This window comes from Nonomuraea sp. NPDC001831, from assembly GCF_042892035.1.
In the GTDB taxonomy this organism is placed as follows: Bacteria; Actinomycetota; Actinomycetes; order Streptosporangiales; family Streptosporangiaceae; genus Nonomuraea.
The window spans coordinates 179470-204007 of the sequence record NZ_JBIATU010000002.1 but is presented as its reverse complement, the minus strand read 5'-3'; the positions used below and the strand labels follow the sequence as shown (position 1 = coordinate 204007).

Genomic DNA, 24538 nt, shown 5'->3' with positions numbered 1-24538 from the left:
CTCAAGGGGGTTGGGCGGCCACCCCGGCGTGGCCGCCCAGGTCGTGCGACTTAGACCGGCTGCCAGAGGGCAGGGGTGTTGGGCGGCTCCCAGCCCGGCAGGCTGGTGTGCGCCTGCAGGCAGCGGTAGCTGGTGCCCTGGTAGGTGACGGTCTGTCCGGCCGTGTAGGCCGTGTACGTCTGCCACGTGGTGCCCTGGCCGCCGCCCACCGTCAGGCTGAAGGAGGCCGAGTGGTCGGCGCTCGCGCCGTCGGCGTTCAGGCTGATCGTGTACGTGCTGGGCGTCACGCCGCTCGTGGTCGCGAACGTCACCGTGGACGACTGCCCGGCGGTGATCGTGGACGGGCTGAAGCTGACCGTCACGCCCGCGGGCACGTTGCTCGCCGACAGGGCGATGCTCTGCGCCTGGCCGGCGGTGACCTGCGTGCTGACCGTGGCGGTGGCCGACTGACCGGCCTGCACCGAGGCCGACGACGGGGTCACGCCGAAGGAGTAGTCGTTCGGCGAGCTCTGCCCGATCTGCAGGTTGTAGGTGGCCTGGCGGTCCACGTCGGCGCCGTCGGCCGTGATGGCGATCGAGTGGGTGCCCTGCGGGCTGCTCGCCGAGGTGGTGATCGTCAGCGTCGAGCTCTGCCCCGCGGTGATGGTGGCCGGGCTGAACGAGGCGGTCACGCCGGCCGGCAGGGTGCCGGTCCGCAGGGTGATCGACTGCGCCGAGCCGCCGGTCACGGTGGTGCTCACCGTGGTCGTGGTGCTCTGGCCGGGAGTGACGCTGCCGGAGGCGGGGTTCAGGTTGACCGAGAAGTCGTTGCTGCCCTGGGTGCAGGTCGGCTCGCCGGACTGGGCCCGTACGCTGACGCCGTCCCAGGCGTTCTTGACCACGTTGAACTCGGTGCAGCTGCCCGGGTACAGGGTCTTGGCGGCCTGGAGGGTGGCGACCCTGGCCTTGGCGTGCGTCCACGGCTGGGTCTTCGTGTTCAGCGCGGACATGAACACCTCACCGGCCTTGCGGATGCCGATGCCGGTGATAGCGGCGCCGTTGTCGCAGCGGGTGCTGGCGGGCTTGCCCGAGGGGTTGGTGCCCTCGGCCACCAGGTAGAACCAGTGGTTCTGCGGGCCGGCCGCCGCGTGCACCTCGGTGTTGGGGATGGAGGCGCTGTAGCAGTTCGGGTGGCCGAGGGCCGACGGGTTGTACATGTTGCGGATCGGCCCGGACCCCGAGAGGTTGACCTCCTCGCCGACCAGGTAGTCCGGCGGGTCGTTCGGGTTGTTGGCGTACGCCTCGGTGAGCGCGCCGAAGATGTCGCCGGTGGACTCGTTCATGCCGCCGGTCTCGTTGCCGCTGCCCGAGCCGCCGCTGGTGAACTGGAAGATGCCGTGGCCGAACTCGTGGCCGACCACGTCCATCGACGTGAGCTGCTGGGAGTTGGCGGAGTTGTGGCCGAAGGAGCCGTACTGGCCGTTCCAGTAGGCGTTGACGTCGGCCAGGCCGACGCGGGCCGGGTAGCCGCCGCCCTGGCCGTTGATGCCGTTGCGGCCGAGCCAGGCGCTCAGCATGTCCCATTCCCGCTGCGCGGCGTACAGGGCGTCGACGCAGGCGGTCTCCAGGTTCGTGCCGGAGCCGTTGCCCCAGGTGTCGGTGGTCTTCGTGTACGGCGTGCCGTTCTGGCCGCCGCATGCCACACCGCTCCTGCGGGGGTCGCGCATCGTGTACGACGGGCTGGTGTCGATGGTGACGGTGCCGACGTAGTAGCTGTTGCCGGTGCCGTCGCGCACCTCGTCCCAGTCGTCGATGACCTTGCCGGTCAGGGCGTCCACGTAGACGTGGAGCTTGGTCTCGTGACCGGTGGCGTTGGCGCCGGTGACGAGCACCTCCCAGGCCAGCCGCGGGGTCGTCGTGGTGGCGTGCACGGACAGCACCGGCGTGGCGACGGTCTCGACCCTGGCCACCTTGGCCCTGGCCGTCACGGCGGCCTGGGCCGCGGTGACCTTCGCCTTCGTGCCGATCCCGATCTTCGTGCGCTGCCCGGTGGCGACCGTGTCGACCACCGCGCCGGAGGCGTCCGTGGCGACGACCACGTCGCCGCCGTAGACGGGCAGGCCCGCGTGCTTACGGGCGTAGGTCAGGTACTGCAGGCCGCGGACGCCTTCGACGGTCGACGTCAGCGTGAACGTGTCCTGCTCGGATGCCAGCAATGCCGCCGAGTCGGCCAGGATCGCGTTGTGTGCGGTGGCGATCGCGTTCCTGCGCTCGTCGGGGCTGGGAGGATCGGCCACCTGCGACGCTTGGGCTGTGGCGCTCGTGGCGCCCACCAGCGAGCTGGTGGTCAGGGCTAGCGCGAGCATTGCGGCAGCCCCCAACCTGAGTTTGGGGTTCACTCTCTGGCTCCTCAGGGGGGTGTGGAGTGGAAGAGCCCCGGCCGGCTGGGGATGAACACAGGGTGACACCGGGATGGCGCGACCCGGTACCCAACAAATTTCCTATAACGTGGTGATATGGCCCTCTGAGCTGGGATTTCGCGGGATTTTAGGGCGTAGAAAAGGTAAAGAAGCTTTCCAGTAACGGTCTCAGCAGGCCGCGGTGAACGCCTCGAAGAGCGTCAGTCCCTCGCCCGCCTCCGGGTGCCACTGGACCGCTGCCGCGAAGCCGCCGGAGTCGAGCTCCACCGCCTCGATCGTCCCGTCGCCGGCCGTGGCGGTGACCGTGAGCCCGGGGGCGAGCCGGTCGATCGCCTGGTGGTGGTAGTGCGGGACCGCCACCGGGTCCGTGCCGAGCACCTCGGCCAGGCAGCTGCCGGGCACGGGCGTGACCGGCAGGTGGCCGAACTCGCCGGGCGCGGGGGAGTGGCCGGTGTGCCCGGTCACGTCGGGCAGGTGCTGGTGCAGGGTGCCGCCGAGCAGCACGTTGAGCACCTGCAGCCCGCGGCAGATGCCCAGGAACGGCAGCCCGGCCTCCAGGGCCGCCGCCAGGAGGGCGAACTCGGCCTCGTCCCGGAACTCCCGGACGTAGCCGGTGCACTCGTGCGCCGCCCGGCCGTACCTGGCCGGGTCGACGTCGCCGCCGCCGGCCAGGACGAGACCGTCGAGCCGCCCCACGACCTGGGCGGGATCGCCGGCCGGCGGCAGCAGCACGGGCTGCCCGCCGGCCTGGACGATCTTCTCGACGTACATGTACGGCAGCAGCGCGACGGGCAGGTCCCACACGGTGAACCGGGCGGGCTCGACGTACGTCGTGACGCCGATGACCGGACGGGTCACAGCGGCGTCACGTACGCGCCGGAGATGCCGCCGTCCACCAGGAACTCGGCCCCCGTGATGAAGGAGGCGTCGTCGCTGGCCAGGAACGCCACGGCGGCGGCGATCTCCGACGCCTCGGCGAAGCGGCCCACCGGGACGTGCACCAGCCGCCGCTGGGCCCGCTCGGGGTCCTTGGCGAACAGCTCCTGCAGCAGCGGCGTGTTCACCGGCCCGGGGCACAGCGCGTTGACCCGGATGCCCTCGCGAGCGAACTGCACGCCCAGCTCGCGCGACATCGCCAGCACGCCGCCCTTGGAGGCCGTGTACGAGATCTGCGACGTGGCCGACCCCATCACCGCCACGAACGACGCGGTGTTGATGATCGCCCCCTTGCCCTGCCGCCGCATGTACGGGATGGCGTGCTTGCAGCACAGGTACACGCTGGTCAGGTTCACCTCCTGGACGCGGCGCCAGGCGTCCAGGCCGGTCTCCAGGATCGAGTCGTCGTCGGGCGGCGAGATGCCGGCGTTGTTGAAGGCGACGTCCACGCTGCCGTAGGTCTCGTGGGCCGTGGCGAACATCCGGACGACGTCGTCCTCGCTGGTCACGTCGGCCTTGACGAAGAGGCCGCCGACCTCGCCCGCGGCCTTGGCCCCGGCCTCCTCGTCGATGTCGACGCAGACGACCTTCGCGCCCTCCTGCGCGAACCTGCGCGCCGTGGCCAGCCCGATGCCGCTGCCCGCGCCGGTGATGACGGTCACCCGGTCCTGCAAACGCTGCACTGTCACTCCCAGGAAATGAAGACGTTCTTGGTCTCGGTGAAGGCCGTCAAGGCGTCCGGGCCGAGCTCCCGGCCGAGGCCGGACTGCTTGAAGCCGCCGAACGGGGTCCAGTAGCGCACCGAGGAGTGCGAGTTCACCGACAGGGCGCCCGACTCCACCGCGCGGGCCACCCGCAGCGCCCGCCCGACGTCGCGCGTCCAGATGGACCCGCTCAGCCCGTACGGGGTGTCGTTGGCGATGCGCACGGCCTCGGCCTCGTCGGTGAACGGCACCACCGACACGACCGGGCCGAAGATCTCCTCGGTGAAGGCGCGGTCGGTGACCTTGGAGGTGAGCACGGTCGGCGGGAACCAGTAGCCCTTGCCCTGCGGGCAGTCGCCCTGGAGGTAGGGCGTGCCCTCGACGAAGCCGCGGACGCGTTCCAGGTGCTCGGCGCTGATCAGCGGGCCCATCTCGGTGGACTCGTCGAGCGGGTCGCCCACCTTGACGCCGCGCACCGCCGCCGACAGGCGTTCCAGGAACTCGTCGTACACCTCGGCCTGGACGAGGATGCGCGAGCGGGCGCAGCAGTCCTGGCCGGAGTTGTCGAAGACCGCATAAGGGGCGGTTTTTGCTGCTTTTTCGAGATCTGAGTCGGCGAAGACGATGTTCGCGGACTTGCCGCCCAGCTCCAGCGTCACCCGTTTGACCTGCGCCGCCGCCTTCGCGGCGATCTCCTTGCCCACCTCGGTCGAGCCGGTGAACACGATCTTGGCCACGCCGGGGTGCTCGACCAGCCGGGCCCCCGCGACCTCCCCTTCCCCGGGCAGCACCTGGAGCACCCCCTCGGGGAGGCCCGCCGCCAGGGCCAGCTCGGCCAGCCGCAGCGCCGTGAGCGGAGTCCACTCCGCCGGCTTGACGATCACCGTGTTGCCCGCCGCCAGCGCCGGGGCGACGCCCCACGACATGATCAGCATCGGGAAGTTCCACGGCACGATGACGCCCACCACGCCCAGCGGCTCCTGGAACGTGACGTCCACGCCGCCGGGCACCGGGATCTGCTTGCCGTGGTTGCGCTCGGGGGCGGCGGCGTAGAAGTGCAGCACGTCACGGACGGCCCCGGCCGCCCAGCGCGCGTTGCCGATCGGGTGCCCGGCGTTGTCCAGCTCCAGCCGGGCCAGCTCCTCGCCGTGAGCGTCCACCAGGTCGGCGAAGCGGCGCAGCAGCCGCGCCCGGTCGCCCGGCGCCACCTCCCGCCAGCTCCGGTACGCCTTCGCGGCCCGCTCCACCGCCCGGTCGACCTCGGCCGCGTCGGCCGGCTCGACCTCGGCGACGACCTCTTCCGTCGCCGGATTAACGATCCTCATGCCCTACCGTCACATTCGCTCGAAACCACGGAACAGCTCCCAGTCCGTCACCGCCGCGTCGAAGGCGGCCAGCTCCACGCGGGCGTTGTTCGCGTAGTGCTCGACCACGTCGTCGCCGAACGCCTCCCTGGCCAGCTTCGACCCCTCGAACAGGGCGAGCGCGTCCCGCAGCGTGTGGGGCACGGTCTCGGCGCCGGAGTCGTAGGCGTTGCCCGTGAAGGCGTCCTCCAGCGGCAGCTCCCGGTCGATGCCGTCCAGCCCGGCCGCGATCAGCGCCGACACCGCCAGGTACGGGTTGACGTCCCCGCCCGGCACCCGGTTCTCCACCCGCAGCGACGGCCCGTGGCCCACCAGCCGCAGGGAGCAGGTGCGGTTGTCGACGCCCCACTTGACGGCGGTCGGCGCGAAACTGCCGGGCACGTAACGCTTGTAGGAGTTGACGTTGGGCGCGTACAGCAGGGTGAGCTCGCGCATGCGGGCGAGCTGCCCGGCGATGAAGCGCGCGCCGAGCGGCGAGAGCCCGTACGGCCCCTCGCCCGCCATCGCCAGGCCGCCGTCGAGGCCGCGCAGTGAGATGTGGATGTGGCAGGAGTTGCCCTCGCGCTGGTTCGGCTTGGCCATGAAGGTGATCGAGCGGCCCTCCTGGGCGGCGATCTCCTTGGCGCCGTTCTTGTAGATCGAGTGGTTGTCGCAGGTGCGCAGGGCCTCGTCGTAGCGGAAGGCGATCTCGTGCTGGCCGAGGTTGCACTCGCCCTTGGCCGACTCGACGTACATGCCGGCGCCCTCCATGTCGCGCCTGATGCGCCGCAGCAGCGGCTCGACGCGGGCGGTGCCGAGGAGGGAGTAGTCGACGTTGTAGAGGTTGGCGGGGGTCAGGTCGCGGTAGGCGCGCCGCCAGGCGTCCTCGTAGCTGTCGTCGTAGACGACGAACTCCAGCTCGGTGCCCACGTACGCGGCCAGGCCCCGCTCGGCCAGACGGGCGAGCTGGCGGCGCAGGATCTGCCGCGGCGAGGCGGTGACCTCGCCGCCCTCCTCCCAGGCCAGGTCGGCCATGACCAGGGCGGTGCCGTCCTGCCAGGGGACCCGGCGCAGGGTGGACAGGTCGGGCTTCATCGCGAAGTCGCCGTAGCCGCGGTCCCAGGAGGACATGTCGTAGCCGGAGACGGTGTTCATGTCCACGTCGACGGCGAGCAGGTAGTTGCAGCCCTCGGAGCCGTGGTGCAGCACCTCGTCCAGGAAGTAGCGGGCGGAGAGCCGTTTGCCCTGCAACCTGCCCTGCATGTCGGCGACGGCGAGCAGCACCGTGTCGATCCGGCCGGAGGCGACCTCGCCCCGCAGTTCCTCGACGGACAGGAATCCGTTGCCCGCTGGTTCGCTCACCCTAGGTCGCTCCGATCTGCTCTGAAGCGCTTTCCCGTTGATTGGGCTAGTCTCAGACCATTGATGTGCATGCCGGGATCGCTTGTCAAGACCTGAGGACACCTTGGACGATTCGGCGCGTTTGATGACAGTGCTCCGCCCGGTAAGGGCGGGAAACGCCTTCGAGGAGACCGTGGAACGGCTGCTCCAGGCGATCAAACTGGGCGTGGTGGCGTACGGCGACAAGCTGCCGCCCGAGCGCGAGCTCGCCGTGCGGCTGGGCATCAGCAGGGTCACCCTGCGCGAGGCCATCCGCGCCCTTCAGGACGCCGGCTACCTCGACGTGCGGCGCGGCCGGTACGGCGGCGCGTTCGTCACCTATGTCCCGCCGCGGCCCGACGCGGGCGACCTGCGGCAGGCGGTGGCCGACATGGGCGTGGCCGAGCTGTCGGACGCGCTGACGTTCCGGCTGGCGGTCGAGTGCGGGGCGGCGCAGGTGCTGGCCGCGGCCGGGCCGGCCCCCGCCCAGCGGGAGGTGCTGCTGCGCCGGCTCGCCGAGCTGGACGCGGCGCCCCTGGAGGACTACCGGCGCCTGGACACGGCCTTCCACCTGTCGATCGCCGAGCTGACCGGCTCGACGCTGCTCGCGGCGACGTGCGCCGACGCCCGCTCCCGGGTGAGCGACCTGCTGAACGCGATCCCGATGCTCCAGGTGAACATCGAGCACGCGGCCGCCCAGCACCGGGCCATCGTGGACGCCATCCTGGCCGGCGACCCGGACGCGGCACGCCGGGCCATGGCCGAGCACCTGGAGGGCACGGCAGCCCTCCTCCGCGCCTTCCTGGCCTGAGCGTGGGCGGGGATGTCAGGCGGCCGGGGCGCGGACGTGGAAGGTGTGGCGGGTGCCGTCGGGCCAGGTCAGCGTGATCTCGTCAGCCGTCACCGCCGCCGTCGGCACGCTCGGCGTGATGTCGTCGCCCGCCGCCGACGCCGCGCCGGCCGGGGCGCTGCTCAGGACGGCGGCGCTGACCGCCCAGCCGTCCGCCGCGACCCCCTCCAGCACGGGCACGGCCGCCGGGGCTCCGAAGGCGCTGCCCTCGGGGTCGTCGGCGACGTGGGCCCGGCTGTAGCCGCGCACCGCGACCAGCTCGGAGACCAGCCCGTCGCCGTCCCGGACCCGGGCGCCGGGCCCGCCGACCGGGTCGGCCAGGTAGGCCGGGTCGGCCGGGTCGGCCGGGTCGGCCGGGTCGGCCGGGTCGGCCGGGTCGGCCGGGTCGGCCGGGTCGGCCGGGTCGGCCGGGTCGGCCGGGTCGGTCGGGTCGGCCGGATAGGCACGGTCGACCAGGTCGGTCGTATAGGCCAGGTCGCCCCGGTCGGCGGCCGCGACGAGCGCCCAGCCGCTCTGCCGCACTGCCGAGCCCGGCGCGACCCGATGGACGCGCACCTCGACGGCCCCCCTGACCACGCTCAGGCTCTCCACGCCGGCGCCCGCCGACGCGGCCCACGCCAGGTCGCCCGCCGAGCCCGCACCCCGCGGCGTGATCGTGCCGCGCCCGGCGACCGTGCCGTCCGGGCCGACCACGCCGAAGTGGTTGTCGGGGACGCCCGTGGTCGGCGCGGTGCGGGTGGAGTAGGCGTAGCGGTCGTACAGGGGGTCGCCGGGGTGGTGCTGGCTGCCGTGGTTGAGCAGGCGGGCGACGTCGCCGGTGTGCTGGACGACCAGTCCTGGGCCGGGCAGCGCGGCGAGGCCGGTGGGGCCGGGCTCCTCGGGCGCCGTCCACACCGGGTGGCCGGCCGGCAGCAGCAGCCCGAGGAACGCCTTCGACGCCCAGTACGGCGACGCCGAGCCGGAGTAGGACTGCAGCGACGGCTCGTGCGGGCCGTGCCAGCCGAGCGTGAGCAGCCCCTCGGGGGAGAGCGCGCCCTCGTCGAGGAACCGGCGCAGGACGCCGGAGGCGATGCGGCGGGTCTGGCCGGGGGAGAGCGGGGTGGCGTCCAGCAGGGCGCCGGCGAAGAGCGAGGTCGCCGAGGCGAAGCGGTAGGTGAGGGAGCGGCCGTGGTAGAGCATGCGGCCGTCCTGGTCGAAGGTGAGGGCGTAGCTCTCCAGGAAGCGGCGCAGGCGGGGCCCGGGGGAGCCCTGGCCCGACAGGTGGGCCAGCAGGGCCGGGTAGAGGTGCATGGCCCAGCCGTTGTAGTGGTCGAAGGAGCGGTTGTCGCCGTCGGCGTACCAGCCGTCGCCGGCGTACCAGGGCTCGATGCGGGCCAGGCCGCGCTCCACCGCCGCGCCGGCCTCCTCGGCGTGCAGGCCGACGGCCGACAGGAAGCCGCCCACCATGGCGGGGAACAGCCACCAGTTGTTGTCCACCGGCTCGTGCCGCAGGGCCCCGGCCAGGTAGGCGGCGACGCGGTCGCGGGTGGCGGGGGACAGGCGGTCCCACAGGCGCTCGCGGGTCAGCCAGAGCGACAGGGCGATCGAGGCCGCCTCGACCATGGGCTGGGTGCGGTCCTCGATCGGCTGCCAGACGCCGGGGCCGGACTCCAGGCCGCGCGCGTACGGGGCCAGCAGCTCCTCGGGGCCGCCGCCGGCCACCCGGAAGGCGGCCAGCAGGAAGGTGCGCGCGTACCCCTCCAGGCCGTCGCAGCGCGACCAGCTCTCGCGTCCCGGCAACGTGATCACGGCGCCGTCCGCGGAGCGGTACGGTTCCACCGCGGCCAGCAGCCCGTCGGCCACCGCCGCCCAATGGGCGCGGGTCCAGCCGGTGTACGGGCTGAGCGTTCGATCCTCCGGCGGAAGCGGGAACATGCGGCACTCCAAGGGACGTCCGGTCTCGGCCGGGACCTTAGCATCCTGATCGAACGAAAGTATCCGTTCAAAAACGAAAGCACTTCCCGCTAGGATCGTAGGGTCGAGTCAGAAGGAGTCGCGGTGTTCGCCGAACAACGTCATGAACTGATCCTGCGCGAGGTGCGCGAGCGCGGTTCCGTACGCCTGGCCGAGCTGGTCGACCGGCTCAACGTCTCGATGGTCACCCTGCGCAGGGACGTCGAGCACCTGGCCGGCCAGGGCCTGGTCAACCGCGTGCACGGCGGCATCACCCGGCCCGAGTCCGCGCCCGCCGCCACCAGGGAGCGCTCCCTCACCCTCGGCATGCTGGTGCCCTCGGCCACCTACTACTACCCGGCCGTCATCAGGGGCGCCCGCGAGCAGGCGGAACGGCTGGGCGCGCGGCTCGTCCTCGGCGTCTCGCGCTACGACGACGAGGAGGACCGCACCCAGGTCAGGCAGCTCGTGGAGGCCGGCATCGAGGGCCTGCTGCTCACCCCGAGCAGGCAGCCGGACGCCTCGCACGAGGGCTGGCTGGCCGAGCTGGGCGTGCCGGCCGTGCTCGTCGAACGGCGGGCCGAGCTGGGCGGGCCCGCCTCGCTGCTGGACGCGGCGGCCTCCCACCACGCCCACGGGGCCTTCCTCGGCGCGCGGCACCTGGCCGAGCTCGGGCATCGGCGCCTGGCCATGGTCTCGCGGGACAGTCCGACGGCCCCCCGGGTGCGGCACGGGTTCCTCGCCGCCGTCCGCGACCTGGGGCTGGCCGCGCCCGTGCACCTCGACGTCGCGCAGGAGGGGCCCTCGCGCGAGCAGGTGGCCGACGTGGTCGCGGCGATCAGGGGCGGGGTCACGGCCATGCTGGTGCACAACGACGAGGACACGTTGCTGCTGGTCCAGCACCTGCGCACGGCAGGGGTGCGCATTCCCGAAGAGGTGTCGCTGGTCGCCTACGATGACGAGGTGGCGGCGCTCAGCGACCCCCCGCTCACGGCCGTCGCGCCCCCCAAGGCCGCGGTCGGCCGCTGTGCCGTCGACCTGCTGGTGAGCCGGATCCAGGAGGGCCCGCGGCGCCCTGCCCAGCACGTGGCGCTGCTGCCCGAGCTGAGGGTCCGGGAATCCACGGTCGCGCCGCGTCCGTAACGTTACGCATCCATTTCGTTATTGATCGATTTGTGGCCTCTCTCTAGACAACCGATCGAGTATGAGCGAATGATGCCTTATCGATCGAAAGCGATGAGGAGCCATCGATGGGACGCAAGAGCGCCGGCATTGCCGGACTGCTGGCCGGTATGAGCCTGCTCGCCGCCGCGTGCGGCAGCACGGAGCCGGCGCAGCCCGCGGGCGAGGCGGGCAAGCCCGCCGAGGTCACCTTCTGGGGCTGGGCGAAGGGCACCCAGCAGGTCGTGGACGCCTTCAACAAGTCACACAAGGACGTCCAGATCAAGTACGAGGAGATCCCCTCGGGCAACGCGGGCGGCTACGCCAAGTTCTCCAACGCCGTCAAGGCCGGCAACGCCCCCGACGTCATGTCCGTGGAGTACCCGCAGCTGCCCGACTTCGTGAACCAGGGCGCCCTCCAGGACATCTCGGCCGACGTGGCCGACGTCAAGTCCAAGTACCCGGCCGAGGTCTTCAGCCTGGTCGAGCTGGGCGGCAAGGCGTGGGCGCTGCCCATGGACGCCGCGCCGCAGGTGTTCTTCTACCGCAAGGACCTGTTCGAGAAGAACAAGATCGAGGTCCCCAAGACCTGGGACGACTTCCGCGCCGCCGCCGAGAAGGTCAAGAAGGCCGACGGCAAGTCCCGCATCGCCACCTTCTTCCCCGACGACCCGAGCGTGCTGGCCGCGCTGTCGTGGCAGGCGGGCGGCAAGTGGTTCGGCACCGAGGGCGACGCCTGGAAGGTGACGATCAACGACGAGCCCAGCAAGAAGGTCGCCGAGTACTGGCAGGGCCTGATCAAGGACGACCTGCTGAAGGTCCAGCCGTCCTTCAGCCAGGAGTGGAACGCCGCCTTCGAGAACGACACCCTCTGGGGCTACGTCGGCGCCAACTGGGGCGCGGGCGTCATGAAGGGCAACCACGCCGGCCAGTCCGGCAAGTGGGCCATCGCGCCGATCCCGAACTGGGGCACCCCGGCCAGCGGCATGCTCGGCGGCACCACGTTCGGCGTGAGCAAGGGGTCGAAGAACGCCAAGGCCGCCGTCGAGGTCGTCAAGTGGCTGACCGGCTCGGAGGAGGCGTGGACCGCCCGCCTGTCCTCGGGCACCTCCAGCGGCTTCCCGGCCATCGCCGACCTCGTGCCGGTCGCGGCCAAGAGCTTCGACGCCTCCTTCTACGGCGGCCAGGACATCTACGCGCTGTTCGCGGAGTCGTACAAGACGATCCAGCCCGGCTGGACGTGGGGCCCGAGCATGGTCCAGACGCTGACCACCTTCAAGGACGCCCTCGGCAAGGTCTCCAGCGGCGGCACCACCATCCCCGGCGTCCTGGACGCCGCCCAGACGGCCACCGTCGGCGAGATCAAGAGCCGCGGCCTCAACGTCGCCCAGCAGTAGCACGACGCGCGCGGCGGAGCGCAGGCTCCGCCGCGACCCACCGAAAGGCAGCTTGTGACTCCTCCAGTAGGAAGCGGTCGCGGCGGCGAGGGGTGGCGGCGGCGGGGGGCGATCCTGCTGTTCGTCGGGCCGTTCTTCGCGCTGTTCGCGGCCGTGATCGTGGCCCCGCTGGCCTACGCGGTCTACCTCAGCCTGTTCAGCGAGAAGTCGTCGGGGCTCGGCTTCGGCGGCGCGGAGACCGTGTTCGTCGGGCTCGGCAACTACCTGGACACGCTGAAGGACTCCGCCTTCACCGACGGCTTCCTGGTCATCCTCGGCTACTGCGTGCTGTACATCCCGCTGATGATCGGCGGCGCGCTCACGCTGGCGCTGCTGCTGGACTCCGGGCTGGCCAGGCTGGGCAAGTTCTTCCAGCTCGCGCTGTTCATGCCGCACATCGTGCCGGGCGTGATCGCCGGGCTGATCTGGCTCTACCTGTACCTGCCCGGCATCAGCCCCATCGTGGACCTGCTCGGCGACGTCGACTTCCTCGGCGGCGACCACGTGCTCGGCTCGGTGGTCAACATCGCGCTGTGGGAGTGGGTGGGCTACAACATGATCATCTACTTCGCGGCGCTCCAGGCCATCCCGGCCGAGGTCGTCGAGGCGGCCAGGATGGACGGCGCGGGCCCGCTGCGCGTCGCCCTCCAGGTCAAGGTGCCGCTGATCCGCGGCGCCGTGGTCACCACCGTGCTGTTCACGATCATCGGCTCGCTGCAGCTGTTCACCGAGCCGATGGTGCTGGACAACGTCAGCGACGGCGTCGTCAGCACCTGGACGCCCAACATGTACGCCTACAACGAGGCGTTCGGCAACAACGACTACGGCCAGGCCGGCGCGGCCTCCATCCTGCTCGCGCTGCTCGCCGCCGTGCTGTCCTACGCCGTCACGAAGTGGGGGAACCGCCGGTGAAGTGGATGTCCCGCGCCACGGTCAACGTGCTGCTGATCATCTCCGCGCTCTACACGCTGCTGCCGCTGACGTGGCTGCTGTTCGCCTCCACCAAGTCGCTGTCCGACCTGTACTCGACGCCCGGCTTCTCCTTCGCCGGCTTCAACCTGTTCGAGAACATCAGGGCGGTCGCGCAGGAGGGCGACGGCGTCTTCTTCCGCTGGTACCTCAACAGCGTCCTGTACGCCGGCGTCGGCGCGGCGGTCAGCTCGTTCGTCACCGTGATGTGCGGTTACGCCTTCGACAAGTACTCCTGGTTCGCCAAGGAGAAGATGTTCGGGCTGGTGCTGCTCGGCGTGCTGGTGCCGACCACCGCCACCGCCGTGCCGCTCTACCTGCTGGCCTCCAAGGTCGGCGTGGTGAACACGTTCTGGTCGGTGTTCGTGCCGGTGCTGGTGCATCCGTTCGGCGTCTACCTGGCGCGGGTGCTGTCCTCCGGGTACGTGCCCGGCGAGGTGCTGGAGGCGGCCAGGTCCGACGGGGCCGGCGAGCTGCGCACGTTCGTGTCCGTGGCGCTGCCCATGCTGCTGCCGGCGTACGTGACGATCTTCCTGTTCCAGTTCACCGCGATCTGGAACAACTTCTTCCTGCCCCTGGTCATGCTGAGCGACCAGCGGCTCTACCCGCTCAGCCTCGGCCTGTACGGCTGGGAGAAGCAGGGCAACGCCTTCCCCGAGTTCCACAGCCTCGTGATCACCGGGTCGCTGCTGTCCGTGGTGCCCCTGCTGCTGGTGTTCGTGTCCCTGCAGCGGTTCTGGAAGGCCGGGATGACGGCGGGCAGCGTCAAGTGAACGAGCTCTCGGGGGAGAACATGAACAAGCCGGTGACGGTCGTCGCCATGGCCGCCGAGGTCGCCGGGCGCCTGCTCACCGGCGAGGTGCGGGCCAGGCTGGCCCGGGTGGCCGACGTCCGGGCCGAGGTCGCCGCGTTCGACGACGCCGACCTGTCGCAGGCCGAGGTGCTGCTCACCTCGTGGGGGTGCCCGCCGGTGACCGCCGAGGTGCTGGCCCGCGCGCCCCGGCTGCGGGCGATCGTGCACGCGGCCGGCTCGGTCAAGCACCACGTCACCGACGCCTGCTGGGAGCGCGGCATCGTGGTCTCCTCGGCCGCCTCGGCCAACGCCGAGCCGGTGGCCGAGTTCACGCTCGCGGCGATCCTGTTCGCCAACAAGCGGGTGATCGACATCGCCCGCGCCTACCGGGAGCGGCGGGCCAACGACGACTGGGACGCCCGCTTCCCCGGCTTCGGCAACTACCGGCGGGTGGTCGGCGTCGTCGGGGCCTCCAGGATCGGGCGGCGGGTGATCGAGCTGCTGCGGCCGTTCGACTTCGAGGTGCTGGTCAGCGATCCGTACCTGACGGAGGACCTGGGGGCGCGCCGGGTCGGGCTGGACGAGCTGGTCGCCCGCTCCGACGTGGTCAGCCTGCACGCGCCCGACCTGCCCGAGACCCGCCACCTGATCGACGCCGGCCGGCTGGCCGCCATGCGCGACGGCGCCACGCTGATCAACACGGCCAGGGCCGCCCTGGTCGACCAGGACGCGCTCGTCGCCGAGCTGACCTCCGGACGGCTGTACGCGGTGCTGGACCACACCGAGCCGGAGTTCCTGCCCGCCGAGTCGCCCCTCTACGACCTGCCGAACGTGCTCGTCACGCCGCACGTCGCCGGCTCGCTGGGCGGCGAGCTGGCCAGGATGGCCGACCTCGCGCTCGACGAGCTGGCCAGGCACGCCCAGGGCCTGCCCTTCGAGCACGGCGTCGAGCCCGGCACGCTGTCCCGGTCCGCCTGAAGCCCCCTCTGAAGCCCTCTGAACCGCTCTGAACTGCTCAGAGTTCGCCTGAAACACCCCCGGAGAGGAAACATGCGCCTTCAGTTAGTCGCGGCCCTGGTCGTGGCGGCCGGACTGGTCGCCACCCCCGCGGAAGCGGCCGCCGCCCGGAACTTCTTCGTCGACTGCCAGGCGCCGGACGGCGGCTCGGGGCGCAACGCCGCCGGGCCGCTGAACAGCCTGGCGGACGTCAACGCCATCACCTTCCGCGAGAAGGACACGATCAAGTTCAGGGCGGGGACCGTCTGCGCCGGCCGGCTCGAACCCGTCGGCTCCGGCACGGCCGCCCACCCCGTCGTCTTCACCTCCTACGGCGAGGGCCCCAAGCCGATCATCCAGGGCGACGGCGGCGAGTGGGCCGTCCACCTGGTGGACAACAGCTACGTGACGCTGGAGAAGCTGCACGTCACCAACCCGGCGGCCACCACGGCCAAGCGGACCGGCGTGCAGTACAACTCCACCACCCCCGAGCCGAAGGCCGGGCTGGTCCTGCGGGACCTGGAGATCTCCGACGTCGCCGGCTGGGGCAACAAGACCGGGGCGAACAGCTCCTGGTTCGCCTACTCGGCGGGCATCAGCATCCAGGCGCTGCCCGAGGGCAAGGTCGGCTACCTGGACGGCATCACGATCACCGGCAACTACGTGCACGACACGGGCGGCGGCGGCATCAAGATCAGCCGTAAGGGCACCGACTACCACCGGAACGTGCTCATCGCCCGCAACACCATCCGGGCGGTCGGCGGCGACGGCATCGTGGTGCACGCCTCGGACCGGCCGCTCGTGGAGCAGAACCTGTTCGACGAGGGCGGCGCCGGGAAATACCCGTACGTAGACGGAAATTTCGCGGGAATGTGGCCGATCAACTCTGTTGACCCGGTATTTCAGTTCAACGAGGTGACCCGGCAGCGGCCCACCATCTTCGACTCCACCGCCTGGGACTGCGACGGCGGCATCAAGGGCTCGTGCGTCTACCAGTACAACTACTCGCACGACAACGCCGGCGGCTTCTACCTCGGCTGCCAGAGCTGCACCGAGTTCCCCAACTACAAGGCCACCGCCATTCTGCGGTTCAACATCGCCCAGGACGACTGCCGCATCGCGGGCAACGCCTCCGGCGACAACGCGAGCCCGCTGTGGCTGTACAACAACACGTTCTTCTGCCCGTCGCAGAAGCTCGACGTGGCCGTGCCGACCGGGAACTCGAAGATCGTCAACAACATCTTCCACGCGCCGTCCGGGACGCTGCCCTCGGCCCCCGGCATCGGATACGACTCCAACGTCTACCACGGCGGCGTGGCCGTACCGGCGGGCGACGCCCGCGCGGTGACGGCCGACCCCGGGCTCGCCGCCCCCGGCACCGCCGACGGCGCCGCCGACGTGGACGGCTACAAGCTGCTCGAAGGCTCGCCCGCCCTCGCGTCCGGCGCGGTCGTGGACGGCCTCGGCGACCGCGACTACTTCGGCAACCAGGTCGCCGGCACGGTCTCGCGCGGGGCCTACAACGGGCCGGCCACCGCGCCGGTCGTGGCGGGCTCGGTCGAGGAGGCCTACAACAACGTCGCGGTCAGCTCCGACCTCAACCCCAACGCCGGCGGCTTCTCCACCAGCGGCCGCAGCTACTCCGGCCAGGCGCTGGAGAAGGCCGGCCTGACGCCGGGCCGGACCGTGAACGTGCTCGGCGCCGACTTCGTCTGGCACCCGCGCCCGTACGGCATGACCGACAACGTCAAGGCCGCCGGGCAGACGGTCGCGCTGCCGGGGCAGGGCGCCAGGCTGGTCCTGCTCGGAGCCGGTGGCCTGAAGGCGCGCGAGGGCGTGTTCAAGGTCACCTACACCGACGGGACGACCGAGGACAGGACCGTCAGGTTCGGCGACCAGTGGGACGCGACCGCGCCCGCCGGTGGCGTGCTCGTGGCCCGCGCCGACTACCACAACATGACGCAGACCAGCTACAAGAACCCGGCCACCGGGCAGACGCGCGAGTCGGGCGTGTCGGTGTTCGGCTACGCGGTGCCGCTCGACGCGTCCAGGACGGTCGCCACGGTGACCTTCCCGGCGGGCAGCCCGCTGGCGAACGCGGGGCTCCACGTCTTCGACATGAAGATCGCGAGCTGACGCCGTGACGAGCACCCAGGCCACCGGACGGCCGCGCCGGGCGTCCGGCCCGCGTCCGGGGTTCCCGGCGCGCGGGCGGGTCCTGTGGGCGGCGTTCGTCCTGGCCGGGGTGCTCGTCCTCGGCATCGCGGTGTCGGGGAGACAGGCCGGGGGCGAAGTGCCCGCGCGGTCCGCGTCCGCGGGTGTGGCGGAGGTGCTCGGGATGCGTCCCGGGGACACGGTCGTCACGTTCGAGGGGGAGCCGGTGAGCGGGGCCGAGGTGCTCAGGGCAGCCGAGACCGTGCGCGCCGAGGTGATCTCCGAGTTCGCCGCCCAGGGGCTCGGCCCCGGCTTCTGGGACCGTCCCCGCGACGGCGTCACCCCGGCGCGGCGGCTCAGGGAGCGGGCGGTGCGGGCCGCCGTGCTGGACAAGGCGCGGCGGATCTGGGCCCGCGAGGCGGGCCTGCTCGCCGACGTCAGCGAGCAGGGCTTCCAGCGCGAGCTGGCCGCCGAGAACGCCCGCCGCGCGCAGGCCGCGCGCTCCGGCCGCCCGATCCCGGGCGTGCCCTCCTACGACCAGTACACCTACGCGCAGGTGCGGGCCGCCGAGCTGGACTCGGCGCTCGGCAAGCTGCACGCGGCCACCCTCGACCTGTCGGAACGCCGCCTGCGCGACCGGTACGCCCGCACCGCGGCCCCCGGCGCGCCGCCCTTCGACCAGGTACGCGACACCATCAGGCGGCAGCTCGTCATCGAGGGCTACGAACGGGCCCTCCAGGCGAGAGCCGCCTCATGAGCCCTCCCGCAGCGGACATACAAGGCTGTTCCGGCTCGTACCATCGACTTCTAAGGTCATGGGGAACTGGTTCCAGAACAACATCGTCACCACGGGACGGCTGCCGCTGTTCTGTTACTTCGTCACGCTCATCGTGGCGTTCATCGCCACCCGCATCAACGTCCGCCTGATCAGGGCCAAGGTCGGCTGGTTCCGCAACGTCAACGTGGGCGAGATGCACATCCACCACGTCGTGTTCGGCGTCGTGCTCATGCTCATCGGAGGCGTGACCGGGCTCATCGTCAACGGCGCCGGGCAGGTCGGGCAGGTGGGTCAGGTGGTCGCCGCCTGCGTGTTCGGCGTCGGCTCCGCGCTCGTGCTGGACGAGTTCGCGCTGATCCTGCACCTGCACGACGTCTACTGGGAGGAGGAGGGGCGCACCTCGGTCGACGCGGTCTTCATCGCCGTCGCCGTGACCGGCCTGCTGCTCATCGGCCTGCGCCCCCTGACCTGGGACTACGGCACGCCGGTCAACCCGGCGGCGCTGATCGTGGCCAACCTCGCGCTGGCGGTGATCACGCTGCTCAAGGGCAAGATCTGGACCGGGATGGCGGGGCTGTTCCTGCCTTTACTGCTCGTGGTGGGCGCCGTGCGCCTGGCCCGTCCCGGCTCGCCGTGGGCCCGCTGGTTCTTCCGCGGCGGACGTTCGCCCCGCAAGCTGGCCACCGCCGTCCACCGTGAGGAACGCTGGCGGCGTCCGGTCATCAGGGCCAAGATCGCGTTCCAGGAGTTCCTGTCGGGGCGGCACGACCTGCCCTCCAGCCGGCGCGGCCGTCGGCATACTTGACCCATGACACCGCTCGCGTCCCCCGTCGCGCTCTGATGCGCTTACCGCCGTTCCCCGAGCGCCTGCTGCGGGCCCTGTCGCCGGCCGGCGAGCGGCACGGGCTGCTGCTGGCGGGCGGCCACGCCCTGCGGGCCCACGGCTTCACCGACCGCCTGGTCGAGGGCCTCGACCTGGTGACCGCCGCCGAACGGCCGCTGCCGTCCGCGGCCGGCGACGTCGTGGCCGCGTTGCGCGCCGGCGGGCTGGTCGCCGAGGTCGCCGAGAGCACCGCGTGGGCGGCCCGCCTGGCCGTCACGGACCCGTCCAGCGGGCGCGACGCCGAGATCGTCCTCACCCGCGAGGCGCTGCGCGAGCCCCCGGTCGTGTGCGACGGCGTGCCGGTGGCGGCCCCGGCGGACGTGATCGGGCTGCGGGTGCGCGACCTGCACGAGCGGGGGCTGCCCGCCGACGTCGCCGACGCGGCCTCGGCGGCGCACGTGTTCTCCTTCCGCGACCTCGAACGCCTCGCCGCCGTCCACCTCGACGACTTCTCGCCGCAGGAGCTGCTCATGCGGCTGGAGTTCGTCGAGCTGATGAGCGACGAACGCTTCGAGGCCCACGGCCTGGACGAGCGGCACATCGCCGACATCCGCGCCTTCGCCCGGGAGTGGGCCGAGGACATCAAGCTGCGCAGGGCCGACGACGGCGACGCCGACTACGACGACCCCGACCTGCCCGAGGTCGACTGATCCGGCAGGCCCGGGAGCACCGGCGCGAGCGCCGGGCGCTTGCACGCCCGGCCGTCGCCCGACGAGCGGCCTCGCAGGCGCCGGGCGATCCACGGCCCGGCGAACGAGCCGAGCCAGCGGGCCTCGGCCGCCGCCGTGCGCAGGCGGCCGGGCGGCGGCAGCACGGGCAGCGGCAGGTTCCAGCCGTCGTCGCTGCCGGGCAGCTCCAGCGCGTACGCCACCGACGCGGCGAACCTGGCGTGCCCCGCCGGGCTGGCGTGCAGCCGGTCGGGGCTCCACAGCCGCGCGTCGGTCACCGCCGTGTCGGGGAAGGTGTCCACCAGCGTCACGCCGTGCCGGGCGGCGGCCTCGCGGACGCGGGCGTTGAGGTCGAGCACCCGCGGCAGCAGCGGCCTGGCCAGCGGCGCGATGCGGCCGATGTCGGGGAACGTCACCGTCACCACCCGCGCGCCGGCCCCGGTCAGCGCCGCGAACATGTGCTCCAGGTCGGCCGCGACGGCGGCGGCGTCGAAACCGGGACGGATGACGTCGTTCATGCCCGCCATCACCGTGGCCAGGTCGGGACGGAGCTCCAGCGCGGCGGGAAGCTGCTCGGCGCGGATCTCGGCGGCCACCCGGCCGCGCACGGCGAGGTTGGCGTAGAGCAGGCCGGGATTGCCGCGGGCCAGGTGCTCGGCGAGCCGGTCGGCCCAGCCGCGGTGGCCGAGGACGTCGTCGCCGTCGCCGAGGCCCTCGGTCTGGCTGTCGCCGAGCGCGACGTAACGGGTGAAGGTCACGGGTTCTCCTCGGGGGTGCGGGCGGCGCGCTCGCCGAGCGTCCGGGCGGTGCTCAGGCACCAGTCGCGCATCTCCCGCTCCAGGCGGCAGCCCGCCAGGCAGGACAGGTAGGGGCCGACCCGCTCGCCCTCGCGCAGGAACGACTCCTCGTCGCGGTCGCCGCGCAGGCGCAGCAGGGTCTTCTCGAAGAACGCCAGCTTGGCGGCGGCCTCCCCGGCGCGGTCGAGGAGCTGGGCGATCAGCGTCGCCGGGTCGAGCCGGTCGGCGGCGTGGACCTTGACGGCCAGGTCGTCGCGGAGCAGCAGCGGTTTGGCCGGGGCGGCGGCGAAGGCGGCCAGCTCGTCCAGGCCGGCCGGGGTGACCGAGAACAGACGCTTGTTCGGACGGCCGCGCTGGACCACCTCCCGGCCGGTGACCAGGCCGTCGGCCTCCAGCCTGGTCAGCTCGGCGTAGAGCTGCTGGGGGGCGGCGTACCAGAAGTTGGAGACGCCCACGTCGAAGATCTTGGTGAGCTGGTAGCCGCTGTACTCGCCGTCGAGCAGCGCCGCCAGCACGGCATGCCGCAACGCCATCAGCGACGCTCAAGAACATGACTACTCATGGACATGACTATAGGGCCGCCGCCGATCCGGGTGCCAGGGGGCGGTGAGCGTCCGTGCTCCTCCTTCTCAAGGAGGAGGCGTCAATGAAAGTTGACATACTTTGGTCGTCAATCTAAGTTGACCCTGGCGCGGCGGTGCGGATCGCGCTGCGCCGTTCGTTGGGAAATTTCGAGAAATGTCGTGAGAGGAGTTGGGGTGCTCAAAGAGCTGCTGGCTTACATCAAGCCGCACCGGAAAGTCCTGATCGCGGGTGGTCTGCTCGGGTTGATCGGCTCGGTGGCGGGGCTGGCGATGCCCCTGCTGGCCAAGTACGTCGTGGACGCCTTCGGCGAGGACCAGTCGCTGGCCGCGCCGCTGTTAGGACTGACCGTGGCGGTGCTCGTCGGAGCCGTCGTCTCGGCCGGGGGCAACTACCTGATGGAACGCACCGGCGAGGGCGTCGTGCTGGGCGCCCGGCGCAGGCTCGTCGACCGGATGCTCCGGCTCAGGGTCGCCGACGTCGACCGGCTCAAGCCCGGCGACCTGATGTCGCGGGTGACGAGTGACACGACGCTGCTGCGCGCGGTGCTGACCAACGGGATCGTGGAGTCGGTCAGCGCGGTGTTCATGCTGGTCGGCGCGATCGTCATGATGGCCACCATGGACGGCGTGCTGCTGCTGGTCACGCTGCTCGTGGTGGTGGTGATCGGCGGCCTGGTCGCGCTCATCATGCCGCGCATCCAGCGGGCCCAGACGCAGGCCCAGGAGGCCGTCGGCGAGATGGGGGCCGTGCTGGACCGGGCGCTGCAGGCGTACCGGACGGTCAAGGCCAGCGGCGCGGAGGAGCGGGAGATCGCGGTCGTCGGGGAGGCGGCCGAGCGCGCCCGCGACCGCGGGCTGCAGGTGGCCGGCTGGACGTCGCTGGCCGGCGTGGCGACCTGGATGGCCGTGCAGATCGCCTTCCTGTGCGTGCTGGCCGTCGGCGGGTCGCGGGTGGCGTCGGGCGTGCTGGAGGTCTCGTCCCTGATCGCGTTCCTGCTCTACCTGTTCTACCTGGTGCCGCCGATCGGGCAGCTCGTGCAGGGCGCCGTCCAGCTCCAGAACGGGCTGGCCGCGATGCGGCGCATCAAGGAGATCGAGGACCTGCCCGGCGAGCCGGTCAGCGCCGCCGTCCCGGCCGCGAGCACGCCGGTGGGCCTGCGGTTCGAGAACGTCGTCTTCCGGTACGGCGACGACCGTCCCGCCGTGCACGACGGCGTCACCTTCGAGGTGCCCGCGGGCGGGCTCACGGCGCTCGTCGGGCCGTCGGGCGCGGGCAAGTCCACGGTGTTCGCCCTGCTCGAACGCTTCTACGAGCACCAGGACGGCCTGATCTCCATCGGCGGCCGGGACATCCGCGACTGGCCGCTCGGCGAGCTGCGGGCCGCGCTCGGCTACGTCGAGCAGGACGCCCCCGTCCTGGCCGGTACGCTGCGCGAGAACCTGCTCTTCGCCGCCCAGGACGCCACCGAGGACGAGCTGCGCCGCGCCGTCACCCGCACCCGGCTGGACGACCTGGTCGCCCGGCTGCCCGAAGGGCTCGACACGGCCGTGGGGCACCGCGGCGTGCTGCTGTCCGGCGGCGAGCGGCAGCGGGTCGCCATCGCCAGGGCGCTGCTGCGCAGGCCCAGGCTGCTGCTGCTCGACGAGGCCACGTCCCAGCTCGACGCGGTCAACGAGCTGCGGCTGCGCGAGGTCATCGCCGAGGTGGCGGCCGAGACGACCGTGCTGGTCATCGCCCACCGGCTGTCCACCGTGACGAACGCCGACCGCATCGTGGTGATGGAGGCGGGCGGCGTACGGGCGGTCGGCACCCACGCCGAACTCGTCGCGGGCGACGACCTCTACCGCGAACTGGCGGCCACCCAGTTCCTCACGAGCTAGGGGAGCCTCACGTTCAACCCAGCGGTGGGCCGCTGGACACTGACGGGGACCGTGGGCGCAGGCTTCGCCTGACGCCTGCGGTGGGCCGCTTAACGCTTTGGGGACCGTAGGCGCAGGCTTTGCCTGCTGCCTGCGGTGGACCGCTGGACGCGGTCCACCGTAGTCTTCGGGTGACAAAGGTGAATGTGTTCATTCAGGAGGGTCACCATGAGCCGCAGCGTGCGCGCACCGCGAGGCACCACGATCACCGCGAAGGGGTGGCCGCAGGAGGCGGCGCTCCGCATGCTCCAGAACAACCTGGACCCCGAGGTCGCCGAGCACCCCGAGCAGCTCGTCGTCTACGGCGGCTCCGGCCGGGCCGCCCGCGACTGGCCCTCCTTCGACGCCATGGTCAGGACCCTGACCACGCTGGAGGGCGACGAGACGCTGCTGGTCCAGTCGGGCCGCCCGGTGGGCGTCTTCCGCACCCACGAGTGGGCCCCCCGGGTGCTCATCGCCAACTCCAACCTGGTCCCCGACTGGGCCAACTGGGAGGAGTTCCGCCGCCTGGAGGCGGCCGGCCTCACCATGTACGGCCAGATGACCGCCGGTTCGTGGATCTACATCGGCACCCAGGGCATCCTCCAGGGCACGTACGAGACGTTCGCCGCGGTCGCCGCCAAGCGGTTCGGCGGCTCGCTGGCCGGCACGATCACCCTCACGGCCGGCCTCGGCGGCATGGGCGGCGCCCAGCCGCTGGCCGTCACCATGAACGGCGGCGTCGCGATCTGCATCGACTGCGACCCCCGCTCGGTCACCCGCCGCATCGAGCACCGCTACCTCGACGTGCAGGCGGCCTCCCTGGAGGAGGCGCTGCGACTGGCCTACGAGGCCCGCGACGCGCGCCGCCCGCTGTCCATCGGCGTCGTGGCCAACGCCGCCGAGGCCCTGCCCGAGCTGCTGGCCGCGGGCGCCGAGATCGACATCGTCACCGACCAGACCTCCGCGCACGACCCGCTGATGTACCTGCCGGTCGGCGTCGCCTTCGAGGACATGGGCGCCGAACGCGACAAGGACCCGGCCGGCTTCACCGAGCGGGCGCGCACGTCGATGGCCCGGCACGTCGAGGCCATGGTCGGCTTCAAGGACGCCGGGGCCGAGGTGTTCGACTACGGCAACTCCATCCGCGGGGAGGCCCAGCTGGCGGGGTACACGCGGGCCTTCGACTTCCCCGGGTTCGTGCCGGCGTACATCAGGCCGCTGTTCTGCGAGGGCAAGGGGCCGTTCCGGTGGGCCGCGCTGAGCGGCGACCCGGCCGACATCGCCGCGACCGACCGCGCGATCCTGGAGCTGTTCCCCGACAACGAGCCGCTGGCCAGGTGGATCGCGCAGGCCGGCGAGAAGGTGCACTTCCAGGGGCTGCCCGCGCGCATCTGCTGGCTCGGCTACGGCGAGCGCAACGTCGCCGGCGAGCGGTTCAACGACATGGTGGCCTCGGGCGAGCTCCAGGCGCCGATCGTGATCGGCCGCGACCACCTGGACAGCGGGTCGGTGGCCTCGCCGTACCGGGAGACCGAGGCCATGGCCGACGGCTCGGACGCCATCGCCGACTGGCCGCTGCTCAACGCCATGCTCAACACCGCCTCCGGCGCGGCCTGGGTGTCCATCCATCACGGCGGCGGCGTGGGGATCGGGCGGTCCATCCACGCCGGGCAGGTCACGGTCGCCGACGGCACCGCGCTGGCCGGGGAGAAGCTCAACCGCGTGCTCACCAACGACCCGGGCACCGGCGTGATGCGGCACGTCGACGCGGGTTACGAGGAGGCCGCCGAGGTGGCCGAGGCCCGTGGCGTGCGCATCCCCATGCGCGAGTCCTGACGCCGCCGTCGCCGTCCCCCGCGCGGCGCGGGGGATG

20 protein-coding genes are annotated in these 24538 nt (G+C 71.9%); 12 read left to right on the top strand and 8 right to left on the bottom strand.

The genetic code is table 11. From position 1 onward, the window contains the following. Positions 1–50 precede the first annotated feature (50 nt). The 5 genes from ACFYYW_RS06470 to ACFYYW_RS06450 all read right to left on the bottom strand — a co-directional run bounded on the left by ACFYYW_RS06470 (position 51) and on the right by ACFYYW_RS06450 (position 6744). Positions 51–2345, bottom strand: a complete 2295-nt coding sequence (locus ACFYYW_RS06470; RefSeq protein ID WP_387645837.1) for a M4 family metallopeptidase — start codon at positions 2343–2345, stop codon at positions 51–53. Positions 2346–2567: 222 nt separating this feature from the next. Continuing rightward, positions 2568–3257 carry a gamma-glutamyl-gamma-aminobutyrate hydrolase family protein gene (locus ACFYYW_RS06465; protein WP_387645834.1) on the bottom strand — a complete coding sequence of 230 codons (690 nt, stop codon included), beginning with the start codon at positions 3255–3257 and terminating at the stop codon, positions 2568–2570. Next, on the bottom strand, positions 3254–4018 hold the full coding sequence (locus ACFYYW_RS06460; protein ID WP_387645831.1) for a 3-oxoacyl-ACP reductase: 765 nt from the start codon (positions 4016–4018) through the stop codon (positions 3254–3256). The genes ACFYYW_RS06465 and ACFYYW_RS06460 overlap by 4 nt, the downstream gene beginning before the upstream one ends. A 2-nt stretch (positions 4019–4020) precedes the next feature. Then, positions 4021–5364, bottom strand: coding sequence for an aldehyde dehydrogenase family protein (locus ACFYYW_RS06455; RefSeq protein ID WP_387645828.1), 1344 nt, complete (start codon positions 5362–5364; stop codon positions 4021–4023). Positions 5365–5373: 9 nt separating this feature from the next. Then, on the bottom strand, positions 5374–6744 hold the full coding sequence (locus ACFYYW_RS06450) for a glutamine synthetase family protein (protein ID WP_387645826.1): 1371 nt from the start codon (positions 6742–6744) through the stop codon (positions 5374–5376). Positions 6745–6868: 124 nt separating this feature from the next. Between ACFYYW_RS06450 and ACFYYW_RS06445 the strand changes: the two genes are divergently transcribed. Further along, the gene (locus tag ACFYYW_RS06445; protein WP_364420405.1) at positions 6869–7573 is read left to right on the top strand and encodes an FCD domain-containing protein; all 705 of its coding nucleotides are present in this window, start codon (positions 6869–6871) and stop codon (positions 7571–7573) included. A 15-nt stretch (positions 7574–7588) separates the two neighbouring features. Here ACFYYW_RS06445 and ACFYYW_RS06440 read toward each other — a convergent pair whose 3' ends face one another. Further along, positions 7589–9526 (bottom strand): DUF2264 domain-containing protein, encoded by a 1938-nt coding sequence (locus ACFYYW_RS06440; RefSeq protein WP_387645822.1) that lies wholly within the window; start codon positions 9524–9526, stop codon positions 7589–7591. A 123-nt stretch (positions 9527–9649) separates the two neighbouring features. Here ACFYYW_RS06440 and ACFYYW_RS06435 point away from each other — a divergent pair, with 123 nt between their 5' ends. From ACFYYW_RS06435 to ACFYYW_RS06395, 9 genes are all read left to right on the top strand, one after another. Then, positions 9650–10687, top strand: coding sequence for a substrate-binding domain-containing protein (locus tag ACFYYW_RS06435; RefSeq protein ID WP_387645819.1), 1038 nt, complete (start codon positions 9650–9652; stop codon positions 10685–10687). Between the two features lie 107 nt (positions 10688–10794). Next, entirely contained in the window at positions 10795–12102 is a 1308-nt protein-coding gene (locus tag ACFYYW_RS06430) for an extracellular solute-binding protein (RefSeq protein ID WP_364420412.1), read from the top strand. A 54-nt stretch (positions 12103–12156) separates the two neighbouring features. After that, positions 12157–13053 carry a sugar ABC transporter permease gene (locus ACFYYW_RS06425; RefSeq protein WP_352324984.1) on the top strand — a complete coding sequence of 299 codons (897 nt, stop codon included), beginning with the start codon at positions 12157–12159 and terminating at the stop codon, positions 13051–13053. Between the two features lie 5 nt (positions 13054–13058). Next, entirely contained in the window at positions 13059–13883 is an 825-nt protein-coding gene (locus tag ACFYYW_RS06420) for a carbohydrate ABC transporter permease (protein ID WP_352350487.1), read from the top strand. Next, positions 13880–14881, top strand: a complete 1002-nt coding sequence (locus ACFYYW_RS06415) for a hydroxyacid dehydrogenase (protein WP_387645815.1) — start codon at positions 13880–13882, stop codon at positions 14879–14881. Before ACFYYW_RS06420 ends, ACFYYW_RS06415 begins: the two co-directional genes overlap by 4 nt. Positions 14882–14953: 72 nt before the next feature. Next, positions 14954–17035 (top strand): right-handed parallel beta-helix repeat-containing protein, encoded by a 2082-nt coding sequence (locus ACFYYW_RS06410; protein WP_387645811.1) that lies wholly within the window; start codon positions 14954–14956, stop codon positions 17033–17035. A 4-nt stretch (positions 17036–17039) separates the two neighbouring features. Continuing rightward, positions 17040–17810, top strand: coding sequence for a hypothetical protein (locus tag ACFYYW_RS06405; RefSeq protein WP_387645808.1), 771 nt, complete (start codon positions 17040–17042; stop codon positions 17808–17810). Positions 17811–17868: 58 nt separating this feature from the next. Further along, the gene (locus ACFYYW_RS06400; protein WP_387645805.1) at positions 17869–18636 is read left to right on the top strand and encodes a hypothetical protein; all 768 of its coding nucleotides are present in this window, start codon (positions 17869–17871) and stop codon (positions 18634–18636) included. 35 nt (positions 18637–18671) lie between these two features. Next, the gene (locus tag ACFYYW_RS06395) at positions 18672–19364 is read left to right on the top strand and encodes a hypothetical protein (RefSeq protein WP_387645803.1); all 693 of its coding nucleotides are present in this window, start codon (positions 18672–18674) and stop codon (positions 19362–19364) included. On the opposite strand, the gene ACFYYW_RS06390 is transcribed toward ACFYYW_RS06395, so the two are convergent. Then, positions 19331–20140: an SGNH/GDSL hydrolase family protein gene (locus ACFYYW_RS06390; protein WP_387645800.1), complete on the bottom strand. Its 810-nt coding sequence runs from the start codon at positions 20138–20140 to the stop codon at positions 19331–19333. The genes ACFYYW_RS06395 and ACFYYW_RS06390 overlap by 34 nt on opposite strands. After that, positions 20137–20712 (bottom strand): PadR family transcriptional regulator, encoded by a 576-nt coding sequence (locus ACFYYW_RS06385; RefSeq protein ID WP_387645797.1) that lies wholly within the window; start codon positions 20710–20712, stop codon positions 20137–20139. Before ACFYYW_RS06385 ends, ACFYYW_RS06390 begins: the two co-directional genes overlap by 4 nt. Positions 20713–20937: 225 nt before the next feature. On the opposite strand from ACFYYW_RS06385, the gene ACFYYW_RS06380 reads away from it, so the two are divergent. Beyond that, positions 20938–22644 carry an ABC transporter ATP-binding protein gene (locus ACFYYW_RS06380; protein WP_352326828.1) on the top strand — a complete coding sequence of 569 codons (1707 nt, stop codon included), beginning with the start codon at positions 20938–20940 and terminating at the stop codon, positions 22642–22644. A 207-nt stretch (positions 22645–22851) separates the two neighbouring features. Continuing rightward, positions 22852–24501: a urocanate hydratase gene (gene hutU, locus ACFYYW_RS06375; RefSeq protein WP_387645794.1), complete on the top strand. Its 1650-nt coding sequence runs from the start codon at positions 22852–22854 to the stop codon at positions 24499–24501. Positions 24502–24538: the final 37 nt, after the last annotated feature.